The sequence below is a fragment of the Pseudomonas sp. 14P_8.1_Bac3 genome, from assembly GCF_025466085.1.
In the GTDB taxonomy this organism is placed as follows: Bacteria; Pseudomonadota; Gammaproteobacteria; order Pseudomonadales; family Pseudomonadaceae; genus Aquipseudomonas.
Window position 1 is genome coordinate 121,182 of the sequence record NZ_JANLOD010000032.1, and the last position, 14,542, is coordinate 135,723.

15 protein-coding genes and 1 tRNA gene are annotated in these 14,542 nt (G+C 58.9%); 11 read left to right on the forward strand and 5 right to left on the reverse strand.

Translation table 11 applies throughout. The annotated features are described in order from the left end of the window. Positions 1 to 264 precede the first annotated feature (264 nt). Genes NTD84_RS09965 through NTD84_RS09980 form a run of 4 tightly spaced genes read left to right on the forward strand, consistent with a single transcriptional unit; the run spans position 265 to position 5,839 of the window. Positions 265 to 3,096, forward strand: coding sequence for a xanthine dehydrogenase family protein molybdopterin-binding subunit (locus NTD84_RS09965; RefSeq protein ID WP_262164965.1), 2,832 nt, complete (start codon positions 265 to 267; stop codon positions 3,094 to 3,096). After that, positions 3,089 to 3,628 carry a (2Fe-2S)-binding protein gene (locus tag NTD84_RS09970; protein WP_262164966.1) on the forward strand — a complete coding sequence of 180 codons (540 nt, stop codon included), beginning with the start codon at positions 3,089 to 3,091 and terminating at the stop codon, positions 3,626 to 3,628. Before NTD84_RS09965 ends, NTD84_RS09970 begins: the two co-directional genes overlap by 8 nt. A 2-nt stretch (positions 3,629 to 3,630) precedes the next feature. Then, a complete protein-coding gene (locus NTD84_RS09975; RefSeq protein WP_262164967.1) occupies positions 3,631 to 4,866 on the forward strand; it encodes a c-type cytochrome in 1,236 nt (411 codons plus the stop codon). A 1-nt stretch (position 4,867) separates the two neighbouring features. Further along, complete coding sequence (locus NTD84_RS09980; RefSeq protein WP_262164968.1) at positions 4,868 to 5,839, forward strand: XdhC family protein; 972 nt, start codon at positions 4,868 to 4,870, stop codon at positions 5,837 to 5,839. A gap of 102 nt (positions 5,840 to 5,941) precedes the next feature. Here NTD84_RS09980 and NTD84_RS09985 read toward each other — a convergent pair whose 3' ends face one another. After that, on the reverse strand, positions 5,942 to 7,225 hold the full coding sequence (locus tag NTD84_RS09985; protein ID WP_262164969.1) for an NAD(P)/FAD-dependent oxidoreductase: 1,284 nt from the start codon (positions 7,223 to 7,225) through the stop codon (positions 5,942 to 5,944). A 183-nt stretch (positions 7,226 to 7,408) separates the two neighbouring features. On the opposite strand from NTD84_RS09985, the gene NTD84_RS09990 reads away from it, so the two are divergent. The 4 genes from NTD84_RS09990 (at position 7,409) to NTD84_RS10005 (ending at position 9,269) form a co-directional block, all read left to right on the forward strand. Beyond that, positions 7,409 to 7,485 (forward strand) — tRNA-Val (locus NTD84_RS09990). 504 nt (positions 7,486 to 7,989) lie between these two features. Then, positions 7,990 to 8,208, forward strand: a complete 219-nt coding sequence (locus NTD84_RS09995) for a hypothetical protein (RefSeq protein WP_262164970.1) — start codon at positions 7,990 to 7,992, stop codon at positions 8,206 to 8,208. Positions 8,209 to 8,384: 176 nt separating this feature from the next. Then, positions 8,385 to 8,720 (forward strand): hypothetical protein, encoded by a 336-nt coding sequence (locus NTD84_RS10000; RefSeq protein WP_262164971.1) that lies wholly within the window; start codon positions 8,385 to 8,387, stop codon positions 8,718 to 8,720. A gap of 93 nt (positions 8,721 to 8,813) precedes the next feature. Next, the gene (locus NTD84_RS10005; RefSeq protein ID WP_262164972.1) at positions 8,814 to 9,269 is read left to right on the forward strand and encodes a DUF2214 family protein; all 456 of its coding nucleotides are present in this window, start codon (positions 8,814 to 8,816) and stop codon (positions 9,267 to 9,269) included. Between the two features lie 182 nt (positions 9,270 to 9,451). Here the strand turns inward: NTD84_RS10005 and csrA are convergent, their stop codons facing one another. Next, a complete protein-coding gene (gene csrA / locus NTD84_RS10010; RefSeq protein ID WP_017337657.1) occupies positions 9,452 to 9,643 on the reverse strand; it encodes a carbon storage regulator CsrA in 192 nt (63 codons plus the stop codon). Between the two features lie 250 nt (positions 9,644 to 9,893). Here csrA and NTD84_RS10015 point away from each other — a divergent pair, with 250 nt between their 5' ends. Further along, a complete protein-coding gene (locus NTD84_RS10015) occupies positions 9,894 to 10,259 on the forward strand; it encodes an SPOR domain-containing protein (protein WP_262164973.1) in 366 nt (121 codons plus the stop codon). A 72-nt stretch (positions 10,260 to 10,331) separates the two neighbouring features. Here the strand turns inward: NTD84_RS10015 and NTD84_RS10020 are convergent, their stop codons facing one another. The 3 genes from NTD84_RS10020 to NTD84_RS10030 all read right to left on the reverse strand — a co-directional run bounded on the left by NTD84_RS10020 (position 10,332) and on the right by NTD84_RS10030 (position 12,561). After that, positions 10,332 to 11,021 carry an endonuclease I family protein gene (locus NTD84_RS10020; RefSeq protein WP_262164974.1) on the reverse strand — a complete coding sequence of 230 codons (690 nt, stop codon included), beginning with the start codon at positions 11,019 to 11,021 and terminating at the stop codon, positions 10,332 to 10,334. A gap of 4 nt (positions 11,022 to 11,025) precedes the next feature. Beyond that, complete coding sequence (locus tag NTD84_RS10025) at positions 11,026 to 11,316, reverse strand: DUF1654 domain-containing protein (protein ID WP_262164975.1); 291 nt, start codon at positions 11,314 to 11,316, stop codon at positions 11,026 to 11,028. Positions 11,317 to 11,472: 156 nt separating this feature from the next. Further along, on the reverse strand, positions 11,473 to 12,561 hold the full coding sequence (locus tag NTD84_RS10030; protein ID WP_262164976.1) for an asparaginase: 1,089 nt from the start codon (positions 12,559 to 12,561) through the stop codon (positions 11,473 to 11,475). Positions 12,562 to 12,905: 344 nt separating this feature from the next. Between NTD84_RS10030 and NTD84_RS10035 the strand changes: the two genes are divergently transcribed. Both NTD84_RS10035 and NTD84_RS10040 read left to right on the forward strand, forming a co-directional pair. Beyond that, complete coding sequence (locus NTD84_RS10035; RefSeq protein WP_262164977.1) at positions 12,906 to 13,355, forward strand: hypothetical protein; 450 nt, start codon at positions 12,906 to 12,908, stop codon at positions 13,353 to 13,355. 183 nt (positions 13,356 to 13,538) lie between these two features. Further along, complete coding sequence (locus NTD84_RS10040) at positions 13,539 to 14,495, forward strand: sugar ABC transporter substrate-binding protein (protein ID WP_262164978.1); 957 nt, start codon at positions 13,539 to 13,541, stop codon at positions 14,493 to 14,495. Positions 14,496 to 14,542: the final 47 nt, after the last annotated feature.

A 14,542-nucleotide genomic window follows, 5' to 3' on the forward strand; every position in this document is an offset into this window, starting at 1 on the left:
CTCTGGCGGATGGGCGAACACCTTGGTTGCGAACTGGGAATTTCACTGACCGACTGCGGCGCAACGCTGCGGTTATTTGATTCTTTAGTCAGATTTTTGTAACGAGTTGTTTTCTCTCCGCGTATAAATCTATAAAGTTAACCTTTCGGTCAGCTTTGCACTGTCATTACAGCCCTTTGTATCGTCAAAAAGGGCTTCTGCAAGACTCGAGATCCCCAGAACATAACCAGAAGGGCGGGCCCATAACCGCCCAGAGGATGATCCATGTCCAACCGTGATATATCCCGGCGCTCGTTCCTTCAGGGCGGGCTGGTGGCGGGTGTGAGCGTGACGCTTACGCCGCTCAGCAGTCAGGCGCTGGCGGCCCTGATGGAAAACAGCGTGACCGTGCCGTCCGAGCAGTGGCTCGGCAACAACGGCAAGGCGCGCTCGCGCAACGATGCGTTGTCCAAAGTCTGCGGCAGCAAGGTTTTTGCCCGTGACATTCGCGCCAAGGACATGCCGGGCTGGCCCCAGCAGCAGGGCCACGCCATGCTGCTGAAAATCACCAAGGCCGATCGCATTTACGCCGGCTACGACCTGTCTTGGCTCGGCGCCGATTTGCAGCCCGATCGCATCGTCACCGCGGCTGACCTCGTCAACGACGGCATCGTCTTCCCGGAAGAGCACGCGCCTGATCCGCTGCTGCCGGAAGGCAAGGTGCCGATGTTCATCGGTCACCCGGTGGCGATCCTGATCTGGAACGATTTCGAGCGTTTTCGCCAGGCCAAGGCCAAACTGAAATTCAATGACAAAGCGATCCGCTACGGCGATCAGGTGCCGTTCTACGAGGGCGACCCGTACGGCAGTTTCCGCTACGTGCGCGTCGGCGGCGCGACCTCGGCGGACGAAGACGAATTCGCCAGCCTCAAGGATTCGATCCTGTTTCCGATGCTGCGCAACCGCCGTCCGGTCTGGAACTCCCAGCCGAACCTGCACGGCAACCTGACCGAGCGCGGGCTATTTTACGCCGAGCGCATGAAGCAACAGATTGACACCCCACCGGACAACTGGCTGGTGTTCGACGAGCGCTACAAGACCCCGTCGATCGAACCTGCAGCGATGGAGCCGGACAACGGCAACGGCTGGTACGACCCGGCGACCAAGACCCTGCATTTTGTCGTCGCCACCCAGTGCCCGCTGGAAGCCGCCACCGAGACCGCGAAGATGATCGCGCCGTCGCGTTTCGGCCTGGCCAATCTGAACATGCACCCGGGCTACACCGTCGGTTACGGCTCCAAAGACCACAATATTTTCGTTTACTACGCCGCATTGGCCGCGCTGTACGGCGCCGGTGTGCCGGTGCGTCTGGCCAACGACCGCTACGAGCAGTTCCAGAGTGGCATCAAGCGCCACCCGTTCGACATCCGCTACCAACTGGCGGTGGACAAGACCGACCACAGCTTCAAGATTTTCCGCGCGGAGATGAACGTCGACGGCGGCGGGCGGATCAACTACAGCCCGTCGGTGGCAGCGGTTGGCGCTACGGCAGCGCAGTCGATCTACTACATGCCGCAGAACGATTTGCAGGTCACGGCCTACCATTCCCGCGCCGTTGAAGCCGGGTCAATGCGCGGCTACGGCACCCTGCAAAGCATGGCGTCCACCGAGATGATGGTCGATGAAATTGCCGGTCGCCTCGGCATCGATGCCATCGACCTGCGCAAGAAAAACGCCATGGTCTCGGGCATGAAAAACACCCAGGGCGCGGTGCCTGCCGGTGCCTTGCGCCTGCATGAGATTCTCGACAAGGCCGCCGTTCACGAGGTCTGGAAAAACCGCGACGCGCTCAAGCAGCAACGCGAAGCCGCCGACCCGGACAACTGGTACGGCGTCGGTTTTGCGATTTGCCAGAAAGACTTCGGCACCGGTTCCGAAGCGCCAATGGCCAGCATCGAATTCACTGCAGAAGGCCGCATCCACCTGCGCCATATCGGCATCGAAATCGGCACCGGCATGTCCACTTCGCAAGCGATGGTGGTGGCCGATTTCCTCGGCAGCCCGGCGCACGAAGTGAAGACCGGCGAAACCGAATGGAAAGAGTTGCAGCTCATTACCGGCGGCAACCCGTACATCATGAGCCAGGCCGAGCAGGACAATTTCCTGCGCAACCCGCGTTGGGTCGGCAAGTTGGCGTCGGCTTCGTCGGCGACCAACTCCGCGTACTACTTCAGCCACGCCACCCGTGAAGCGGCGCGGGTGCTGTTCAACCACGGCTTGTGGCCGGCGGCGTTGCAGATCTGGGGCCAGGGCCCCTACGGCGGTCAGGCCAACCCGTACGTGGTGCGCCGCGAAGACGCGCACTGGGTTGACGGCAAACTGACCGCCAACGGCATGCAGCCGCTGAGCTTCGAGCAGTTGGCCAGACATGCCCACGAAAAAGGCTTGGTGACCGGTGCCACCGTGCACGGTTTCAATCGCTGGAGCTGGGCCGAGTCCGAGTTCAGCATCGACGGCGTGCGTGAACGCCTGCCGCTCGACGGCCTGGCGGTCAAGTATGGCGATGGCGCGCCAAACGTGAAAAAGGCGCAGATGAGCAGCGCCGGTTTCCATTTGCTCGATCGCCAGAACGCGCATTACCCGGACGTTCAGTTGAACAACGCAGCCGTGACTTACTACAGTCCGGTGGCGACGCTGGTGGAACTGAAAGTGAACAAGGGCTCGGCCGAAGTCCAGGTGCTCAACCATCACTCGTGGGTCGAGTGCGGTCGGGTGCTGGTGGAAGAACTGGTCAGAGGTCAGCTCGAAGGCGGGATCGCCATGGGCATCGGCCATGCGCTACTGGAAGAGATGCCGCTGTATGAAGGCGGGCCGGGGGAGGGCGACTGGAACTTCAACCGTTACCGCTTGCCGATGGCACGCCACGTGGCGGTCTGGAAGCAGACAGCAGACATCCTCCCGCCGCTGTCGCCGAGCGACCCGTCGAAGGGCATTGCCGAAGTGGTGATGATCCCAGTGGTCGGTGCCATCGGTAACGCCGTGGCCCACGCCATCGGCAAGCGGGTCCGCGACCTGCCTATCACTTCCGCACGCATCAAGGAGGCCCTCAATGGCTAACCGTCCGCTTCAACTGACCCTCAACGGTCAATCCGTCGGCCCGGTGGACATCCCTGATGACCTGCCGATGATCGACTACCTGCACGAATACAAAAACCTCACCGGCTCGCGCCTCGGTTGCGGCCAGGGCATCTGCCATGCTTGCGTGGTGATCGTCGACAACCCGGACGGCACCAGCGAAGAAGTACGCACTTGCATCACTGGCGCGCATTACTTCGAAGGCAAGAAAGTGCGGACCATCGAAGGCCATGCGAAACGTGATGAAGAAGGAAAAGTCACCGAGCTGAACCCGATCCAGCAGCGTTTCGTCGATGAATTCGCCTTCCAGTGCAGCTACTGCGCCCCGGGTTTCGTCAACGCCGCGACCGTGCTGGTGGAGAAGCTGCAGCGTCAGCCGATCGTCAAAAGCCAGTTGGAACGCGTCATCGAGGACAGCCTCGGTCACCACGTCTGCCGCTGCACCGGCTATGTGCGTTATTACAGCGCGACGCGCAACGTGCTGACCGATCTCGGCCTGGTCAAGGAGGGTTGAGCATGAAGTATCTACTGTCCCGCCTGGTGTTGGCGGCTGGCCTGGCTGCGCCGGTGCTGCTGGCGCAGGCCGATGATCAGGTGAAGCGCGGCGAATACCTCGCCCGCGCCGCCGATTGCATGGCGTGCCACACCGCGCCGGGTGGCGCGCCCTATGCGGGCGGCCTGCCGATTGTCTCGCCGTTCGGCACGATCTACGGCACCAACATCACCCCGAGCAAGGAGCACGGCATTGGCCTGTACAGCGATGACGAATTCTTCGCCGCGCTCACCGAGGGCAAGCGCCGCGATGGTGCGAACCTCTATCCGGCGATGCCTTACACCTCGTATCACCTGATGCCCCGTGCGGATTCGGATGCGATTCACGCGTACCTGAAAACCATCGAGCCGATCGAACGTGCGGCGCCGGTCACCAACCTGAGTTTCCCGTTCAACGTGCGTCTGGGTTTGGTGGGCTGGAACATGCTGTATGGCAAGGACGTGAAGCTTTCGTCCAGCGAAGGTCAAAGCGAAGCCTTCAAGCGTGGCCAGTACATGGTCGACGTGTTGGGTCACTGCGGCGAATGCCACACGCCGCGCGGTCTGCCCGGCGCGATGCAGCAGGACAAACGCCTGACCGGCGGGCTGCTCAACGGCTACCTGGCGCCGAGCCTGCTGGCCAATGACCTGGCCGCGCGTGGTTGGAACCATCAGGACCTGAGCACGTTCCTCAAGCACGGCATGAGCGCCCAGGGCACCATGTTCAACGAGATGTTCCCGGTGTTCCACAACAGCACCCAGGGTCTCAATGACCCGGACCTGGCGGCGATGGCGACCTTCCTGCTCGGCGATCAACCGCCGGCGGCGAAGACACTGACGGACGTTCCAGTGGAGCAGCTCAGCGCCAGCGCGCAACGCGGCCGTCAGGATTACCTGAACGTCTGCGCCGGTTGTCACGCGGTCGGCGGTGAAGGCAAGCCGCACATCGCCGTGGCCATGCGCGGCAACACCACGCTGCGCCTGGAAGATCCGCGCAACCTGGTGCGGGTGATCGACGACGGTATCGGCGAGCAGAAGTTTGCCGGCTTTGAACACATGCAACCGATGCCGGGCTTCGCCGAGAAACTTAGCCACGAGCAACTGACCGACTTGCTGAACTATCTGCGTCAGGGCTGGGGCGGACAGTCGGGTGATCTGGCGGTCAGCGATGTGCAGAAGCTGCGCGCGGATGCGCCGCCGCTCGAGCACAAGGCGCACTGACATGCAGCATCTCGATCTGCAAGTGGTGCGCCGAGCCCTGGAGTGGTCGATGGCCGGCCAGCGCATCTGGCTGTGCACGGTGCTCGCCACCTACGGCTCGGCGCCCAGAGCACCGGGTTCGCTGCTGGCGGTGAACGGGGAGGGGCAGTGGATCGGCTCGCTGTCCGGCGGCTGCGTCGAGGAGGATTTCCTTGAGCGCGTTGCCGAGGGCGCGTTTCTCGACGTGATCAGCGTGGTGCGTTACGGCGAGGGCGACGATCCGCGTTCGCGGGTGAGCCTGCCGTGTGGCGGTGTGCTCGACGTAATGGTCGAGAAACTGGATCCTGGGTGCGAGGTTCAGGCGCATCTGCGGGAGTTGGAGTCGGCGTTGTTGGGCCAGCGTCGACTGATCCGCGAGGTCGATCTTGCGAGCGGGGCGCGGAGGCTGTTCGATGATCGCGAGCAGGGCGTGCGCATCGAACGGGAGATCGACCGCGTGCGTGTGCGCATCGGTGCGGCCCAGCGCTTGCTGCTGGCTGGCTATTCCAGTGTCGCCCAGGCCTGTGCAGAGTTTGCGGTGGGCCTGGGCTTCGAGGTGATTCTCTGCGACCCCCGGGAGGAAGTACTGGAAGGCGTGGTGCTGGAAAACGTCGAGATCCGCCGCCAGTTGCCCTCAGTGTTCATCGCCGATGGCGGCTGTCACAGCGACACGGCAGTGGTGGCGCTGACCCACGACCCACGCATCGATGACCTGGCGATGATGGAAGCGGTGCGCACCGAGGCGTTTTACATCGGGGTGATGGGCTCGATGCAGACCTCGCAGAAACGCTTCGAGCGATTGCGCAGGATTGGTGGTTTGGGCGATGTCGAGTTGGCGCGGATTCATGCGCCGATCGGGTTGAATCTGGGCAGCAAGACGCCCGCAGAAATCGCCCTGGCCGTACTCGCCGACATCCTGCGAATTCGCAGCGGGATTCCACGGGAACAGCTGTAAACCCAATCCCCTGTAGGAGCGAGCATGCTCGCGAAAGAGTGTGTCAGTCGATATCAATGTTGCCTGACACGGCCTCTTCGCGAGCAGGCTCGCTCCCACATATTAATACCCGAATTTATCCCGCAGCCCGTAATACCACGCCCCCAGCGCCGCGAAAGGCGTTCGCAGCAATTGCCCGCCGGGGAACGGATAATGCGGCAGGTCGGCAAACGCATCAAAACGCTCAGCCTGTCCGCGCAACGCTTCGGCCAGGACCTTGCCCGCCAGGTGCGTGTAAGTCACGCCGTGGCCGCTACATCCCTGGGAATAGTAGATGTTGTCACCCAAGCGCCCGACCTGCGGAAGACGCGACAGGGTCAGCAGGAAATTGCCGGTCCAGGCGTAATCGATCTTCACATCCTTGAGCTGCGGGAAGGCCTTGAGCATCTTCGGGCGGATGATCGCCTCGATATTCGCCGGATCCCGCGCGCCGTACACCACGCCGCCACCGAAAATCAGGCGCTTGTCACCACTCAGGCGGTAGTAGTCGAGCAGGTAGTTGCAGTCTTCGACGCAATAATCCTGAGGCAGCAGGCTTTTCGCCAACTCATCGCTCAAGGGCTCGGTGGTGATCACCTGAGTGCCGCAGGGCATCGACTTGGCTGCCAGCTCCGGCACCAGATTGCCGAGGTAAGCATTACCCGCCACGATGATGAACTTGGCACGGACTTTACCTTGAGGGGTATGCACGACCGGATTCGCGCCGCGCTCAATGCGCACCGCCGGTGATTGCTCGTAGATAGCGCCGCCCAACGACTCGACGGCTGCCGCTTCGCCCAATGCCAGGTTGAGTGGATGAATGTGCCCGCCGCTCATGTCGAGCATGCCGCCCACGTATTGATCGCAGTTCACCACTTCACGGATGCGCTGCTGATCCATCAACTCGAGCTGCGTATGACCGAAGCGCTCCCACAGACGCTTCTGCGATTCCAGATGGCCCATCTGCTTGGCAGTGATCGCAGCGAATACGCCACCGTCCTTCAGGTCGCACTGAATGTTGTATTTGGCGACGCGCTCACGAATGATCCGCCCGCCCTCGAACGCCATTTGCCCCAACAGCTGCGCCTGCCTGGGACCGACCGTGCGCTCGATCACATCGATGTCGCGGCTATAGCTGTTAACGATCTGGCCGCCGTTACGACCCGACGCGCCGAAACCCACCCTGGCGGCTTCCAGCACCGTGACCTTGAACCCGTTCTCCAGCAGAAACAGAGCGGAGGACAGGCCGGTGTAACCGGCACCGATCACACAGACATCAGTTTCTACATCACCCTGCAACGCCGGGCGCGGCGGAACCGCATTGGCCGATGCGGCGTAATAGGATTCGGGGTAGGGGGTGTTCGCCATCCTGCAGCCTCTGTTTAATATATTTTACGAGTGCGCCGATCCTACCCGAGTTAAAAATCGACCGCCAGCCACCGCAAATTCTTCTTCATAGCGGCGAAATTAAATATTTCGCATATTCATGGGGTTAGCTCGAAAAAAGGTGTTGACACCCCTTCGGAATTCCGTACAATGCCGCCTCACAGCAGGCACGTAGCTCAGTTGGTTAGAGCACCACCTTGACATGGTGGGGGTCGTTGGTTCGAGTCCAATCGCGCCTACCAAACAAAATCCGCTCTGCTGGGCGGTCTAGAAGGGCTCACCGAAAGGTGGGCCCTTTTTTGTTGTCTGCGATTTGCAAAACGCTCATCGGGTCCCCGCCAGCAGGACTACGCGACGGTGCAAGTCCAACGGTGATTCAGCCGGTACGGCGCTCGGGTGAAGTGAACGTCTGATACCAGTTTAAGGCCGCGCTGCTGAAGCGCTTCGGTTAGCTTCACAAGTGTTTCTGCTTCGATAGTCATCGCCGTTACCTCGCGAGATTTGCTGTGCTCATAATTCTTGACCGGGCAGGCAAAACGCTAATTCAATATTTCTACAGAGGTGATACGAAAGTTGGGGGCAACGCCGCATGGTCACTGAGCGATTCATGAGGCGAGTGCAGTCGGGCGGGATTGATTGGCTGTTCAATGAACGTGCCGCGGTTTTTCTTGAAGCCGTTCGTCGGAACTCGCGCACGTTCAAGCAGTTAGCGAGTCGATGTATTAGCCCAGAAAGGACAGGTTCCTATGCGATCACTAATTCTCGATATGCCGAATGGACGGGAGCTCGTCAATGAACTCGATCTTGCGACCGAGCAAATGATGTCTATCCCGGTCGAACTCATCGGTTGTGCCGAATGGCTGGCAGCCTCCCACAGACAGCAACAGGCATTTCAGAAATGGCGAGCTTATCTCCAGCTCATGGCTGACGGACGAGTACCTATCGAGGCACTGAAGGTCGCCTGAGCGGATAGTTCCGATCAGCCAAGCCAGGAGGAGTGCATCCAGACCAGAGTGGCCCAAGTGTTACGTTGAGGCGCGATCTCCGACCGTCCAACGCGACGATCGGCTGGTGGCTATTTGGCATCTATTGAATTTATGTGTATGGTGCGCCCGCAGCTTTACAAGCAATGGACGCGGAAATGACAGGACAGCTTTCAATCGTTACAAGGCAAGAGACCTGGCTAGGTTACGAAATTCTTGTCGCTGCAGTCGGCCCCATCAAAACAAGGCCGGATGAACCGGAAAACCTGCAAACGCATCACAAGACGAAAATTTCGATTTGGTTCGATGGCAAAGAGATCCGAGAGGCGGGTGAAGCGCCTTCGATGCTTTTTGCGTCGCGCGAGGATGCACATGAGTTTGGCGTCGAAATCGGCCGAATGATTGTTATGCAACGTCGCGAATCTTCAGCTTTTAAAGTTTTCAGCCGCGCGTACGAACTCTTCAAGTTTCCGCGAGCGCTTTTTCGTCATTGAGATTTAGACTGCCGTCGCATCGTCACAGGCAAACCCGCGCTTAATGAACTACTACTGACAGGCTGATTCAACTTACCTGACAGGAGTATCTCGATGCTGGCCCACTGGACTCTTGCCGCGGTTCACCTCTTGGCGCTTTCCCTCGGCTTCTGGGCCGTCCTCTCCCGAGGTACGGCTTTTCGGCGCCTGGCGACTGGCACCGGCGAGGCTCGCAGCGTGTTGATCGCGGATAACCTGTGGGGCGTTTCTGCCGTCATTCTGCTGATCACGGGTGGGATGCGAGCCTTCGGCGGGTACGAAAAAGGCACTGATTACTATCTTCACCAGCCGCTGTTCCATCTCAAGATGACCCTGTTCGTGCTCATCCTGTTGCTTGAAGTTGCGCCGATGATAACGCTGATCAAATGGCGGACTTCGCGGGCGCGAGGCGCAGCGATCAATACCGGCCGTGCAGCGTTGTTCGCACGAATCAGTCATATCGAAGGTTTGCTGGTGTTGTTGATGGTCGTAGCGGCCACGGGCATGGCGCGAGGTGTGACGTTTGGTTAGCGCAGGGCGATCGCCCACTTCTCCAGCTTTAATCCGAAACGTCCGACAGCCATGACGTGAGATGGGCCGGTAATATCGGCTTCACGTGCCGGGAGGGAGACTGCGGTGAGGGGGGGGACGCTTGAATCTTTAGCCAGCCGTGGTCGCAGGATGAACGGGCTGGCTACTGACTGCAGCAGGATTCAGGGTTGCGGCTTGTCCGGGGCGGTCAGGCCAGCCTGAATGCGCTGATAAATTTCTTCACGGTGCACCGCAACGTCCTTCGGGGCATTGATGCCGATTCTGACTTGCTGGCCGCTTACACCCAGAATGGTGATCGTAATGTCATCGCCAATGTTAATGCTTTCACCGACTTTGCGGGTGAGTATCAGCATGGTCTTCTCCTTGATTGCTTTGTAGGGCACCTGATTCGAACAGTGCAGAGGTCGGTGGTATGTATAGATTAGTGCGAAGTCTCACGGTTTGGGTGCCTCTTTCTGACGCGCAGATGCTGCATTAATTCCCAAGGCGTAACTATACAGAGGCCGCCTCCATCATTCTCGTTGTTTTGAGCCCATTTTGCGGCACTCGGGAAGTATTCATGAATGTTAAAATCCCCACTTTCAGTATTCAGAGGGAAGCGTTGTGCGCAAAATGGCTTTGGTAATCGCAGTACTGGCGTTGGCGGGATGCGGTGAGGACAAAAGCGCTGATGCGCCAAAGCCACAGCCAGCTGTAGCGACAGCGCCGGCAGTGGCCTCTGCGCCGCAATGGGACCTGGAAGTGCGCGGTGAAATCACTCAGGCGGTCAGCGATCTGAGTGGTTGGCTGATCGAGCACAGTTTCATTGCCAGCGTGGTCAGGGAAAACGGCCAGACCCGTATACTGATGGGGCCATACAGTTCGCAAGCCGAAGCTGAAGCCAAACAGGCAGAGGTGCGTGCTGCACTGACCCGCGCGAAAAAACAGAACATCGAATTGCTGGTGATTGAGCGTCCGGCGACTCAGTAACGGCATCATCGTCGCGAAAACGAAAAAGGCCTCGGGTATTAATCCGAGGCCTTTTTTATGCTCTTCCGACGCTTAACCGCACGCCTTCATGTCCACCGGACCCACAAACTCGTTGCCGCGCCCCATCACGCACGCCACGCTCTGGTTGCGTTGTCGTTCCCAGGCTTGCACCGGATATGTTTTGTTCCAGGCGTCGTACAGTTGCCGGTCCTGTTTCGACAGGCGCAATCCATACTGTTTGCTCATGTAGAAGTAAGTTCGGGCGATCATGCCGCGAATGGAAGGGCGAGGCATGACCTTCTTCGCCTTGAAGTCGACCTGGGTCAGGCACGAACCGTATTGGCCTGACTGCTCCGGCAGCCAGCCAAAGCTGAAATTGCTGCGATCGCCATTCACCTCGCCAATGCTCGGCACCAGATTGTGCAAATCGGCCTCGGCCTTCTGATAGGTCGGATCGTATCGCGTGCAGTTTTTGCGACCTCCCGCCTGCCAGCACTGGCGCTGATGGCCGATCTCCCAGGCCGGGACGATATGCTCCCATTCGATGCGAGCAGCGCGCTTGGCATTTTTGCGCGGTACGTAGCCGCAGGCCGAGAGGTTCACTTTGTTGCCAGTGTACTTGCACCCGCAGTAGAACTCGGTGGATTGCGGGGCATACAGCTTCCAGGCGACTTTTTTGGCTTCGTTGAAGGTGCGTGGGGCGTCAGCCTCGGCGCCCATCGCAAAAAAGAGAAACAGTAAAACAAACCAGCGGACACTCATTGACTCAATCTTCCTTCGGCACAACCCAGAAAATCTGCACACCACCATCGTCGCGGTAGGCGAGGGTGACGTTGTCGTTCTCGTCGATTTCTTCGAGCAATTGTTCCCACTCATCAACAGGCTCATCCGGCAGGCGGAAGATCAGCGCAGCTCTGGCCTTTTGGGCGGTGGGGGAATTGATGATTTTCTGAACGCGCATACCCATGCGTGCATAAGCGTCGGGAGAGTCAGAGGTGGTAGCCACGCAATTATCCTTATTAAGCTGTACGTGCATACAGTATTTAACTGTAAGCATTTTCGCAACTGCTTAAAATTCAAGAAAATCGTCTGACAGCGGTTTTTCCAGTTTGGTGTAGGAAGGCGGACATTTTTTATCAGAGAAGAGACCACTCGCCCAAGCGGACGAGTGGAGACAGCGGTGCCCAACCGGAGTCGGTGGGGCGAAGGCGAATCAATACTCCCAGAACATCCGTTGCAGCTCTTTGCTGTCATTGGTCTTGGTCAGCGCGACCATGGCCAGGATGCGAGCCTTTTGCGGGTTCAAGTCATGCGCCACGACCCAATCGTACTTGTCGTCAGGCTGTTCAGCATTACGCAGCACGAAACCACCGGCGTTGACGTGGGAAGAACGGATAATTTGCACGCCTTCCTTGCGCAAGGCCTGCAAGGCTGGCACGACCCGCGAAGACACCGAGCCATTGCCGGTGCCGGCGTGGATGATGGCTTTGGCGCCGGACTGAGCCAGCGCTTTGTAGGCGGTATCACTTACGTTGCCGTAGGAATAGGCGATTTCGACGTCAGGCAGAGTCGTGATGTTCTTGATATCGAACTCCGAATCCATGGTGTGGCGCTTGGCTGGCAGGCGGAACCAGTAGGACTTTCCTTCGACCACCATGCCGAGCGGGCCCCAGGCACTTTTAAACGCTTCGGTCTTGATGTTGATCATCTTGCTGACGTCACGACCCGACTGGATTTCATCGTTCATGGTCACCAGCACACCTTTGCCGCGCGCCTCTTTACTGCTAGCTACGGCGACGGCGTTGTACAGGTTCAGCATGCCGTCGGCAGACATCGCGGTGCCGGGACGCATGGAGCCTACAACGATGATCGGCTTGTCGGTTTTTTCCACGAGGTTCAGGAAGTACGCGGTTTCTTCCAGGGTGTCGGTGCCGTGGGTAATGACGATGCCATCGACGTCCTTGCTGTCCGCCAGTTCGGCTACACGACGGCCCAGCTGCAGCAAATTGTCGTTGGTGATGCTCTCCGACGCGATTTGCATGACCTGTTCGCCGCGAACGTTGGCCAATTGGCTCAGCTCGGGGACCCCGGCGATCAATTGTTCGATGCCGACTTTCGCTGCCTGATAGGTCGCGCTGTTGGCAGCGCTGGCGCCGGCGCCGGCAATGGTGCCGCCGGTGGCGAGGATGACCACGTTGGCCAGTTTCTGTTGGGTGTCGACTTCTTTTGCCTGAAGGGCGGTTGGAAGGAGCAGCAGGAGGGCCAAAGCGCCCGGAACAAAAGTCTTGAAAGCAGATGTCATTATTTTTCTCTCTAGTAGTGAGACGGTGCTGATGCAGGTTCATCTAGATGCGCCCCGGGCCAATCTGAAAGCCTGGGGTGGAGGGGAGGGAGCAGGATCTATACCAGTCATATCCAGAATCAAAAAAAATCCTTTAACCTAATGATTTGTAAGAATTGTTTGGCTTCTCAACGCGATGGCCAAAACGACAGGTTGTCCGGAATTCCGAATATCTTTGGTATCTGCGTTCGGCTCACCGAAAAAGGCTACGGGATTCGATAACACGCTTCATGACGGCAATCGTTGCTAAAGAAATCTGCGCGCGGGTCGATGCCCTTCAAAGGATTTTTCTTTCAGGAGTTCACATGTCGTTTTCGGTTGGCTTTCCAAACGCGGGGGGAATCACCATCGGTGGTAAATCCACGGCGACGATCAACGCCTTGAGCGAATCGACCTCCGACGCATCGACGCTGGCGTTAGGTGGCGAGGAAGAGAAGGACGGCACTCAGGTCCGTACCGGCGGCGGCACTCCGGCCGAAAGCAAATCTGAAAGCGGCAGCAACCAAAGCATCGCGGTGAAAATGTTGCTCAAGCGCATGCAGGAGCTGCAACAGCAGCTGCGCGAACAACAACAGCAACTGGCTGCGGCGCAGGCAGCGTCTTACCCCACGCCTGACGCCAAGGCGGCGGTGGTCATGTCGATTCAAGGGCAAATCGCCGAGACCAACGGCGCGCTGGCTGAGGTCACAGGCAATCTGGTCAGGGAATTGGCCAAGGATTCCGGCACCGGTGGTTTGATCAGCACTACGGCATAAATCACGCTTGCCGAAACACAAAAACGGTGTTTTCGGTCGTTGACAAATGACGACAGGGTTCTCATAGTTCGGTCTACGCAAACGTTTGCGCGGCTCCGTCGATGGCTAGTGCCTCGGCGAATGTGGTGAAGCGCTCGTCAGCGCAAGCGTTGCTCAGAATAATCATAAGATCGGAGTGAACCCATGAAGCTGCCATTTGCTGGACGTCTTCTCGCTGTCGCTATGCTGGCTGCCGCATCCGTCGTGTTGCCCGTCTCCTCGGCTTTCGCCGAAACCCCTGAAAAACCCAAAGTAGCGCTGGTCATGAAATCTTTGGCCAACGAATTCTTCCTGACCATGGAAGACGGCGCCAAAGCCTACCAGAAAGAACACTCCGCTGATTTCGACCTGATCTCCAACGGCATCAAAGACGAAACAGACACCGCGGGCCAAACGCGCATTGTCGAGCAGATGATTCTGGCCAAGGTCAATGCACTGGTCATCGCACCCGCTGACTCCAAGGCTATGGTCCCGGTGATCAAGAAGGCCATCGATGCCGGTATCACCGTGATCAACATCGACAACCAACTTGATCCGGCCGTGGTTAAAAGCAAGAACCTCAATGTTCCGTTCGTAGGCCCGGACAACCGCAAAGGCGCGCGTCTGGTCGGTGAGTACCTGGCCAAGCAACTGAAGGCCGGTGACGAGGTCGGCATCATCGAAGGTGTTTCCACCACCACCAACGCCCAGGCCCGCACTGCTGGCTTCAAGGATGCGATGGAAGCGGCGCAGATCAAGGTCGTGTCCCTGCAATCCGGCGACTGGGAAATCGATAAAGGCAACAAGGTCGCCGCATCGATTCTCAGTGAATACCCCGACGTCAAAGCCCTGCTGGCCGGCAACGACAGCATGGCAGTCGGCGCCGTTTCTGCGGTCCGTGCTGCGGGCAAGGCGGGTAAGGTGCAAGTGGTCGGCTACGACAACATCAACGCCATCAAGCCAATGCTCAAGGATGGCCGGGTTCTCGCCACCGCTGATCAGTTTGCAGCCAGGCAGGCAGTGTTCGGCATCGAGACGGCGCTGAAAATCCTCAAGGGCGAGAAGGTCGACGGCGGCGCCAACGGCGTCATCGAAACTCCGGTCGAGCTGGTGACCAAGTAGTCCCTCTGGCGACACAACGGTGCTCGCCCGCCCGGGCGAGCGCATGG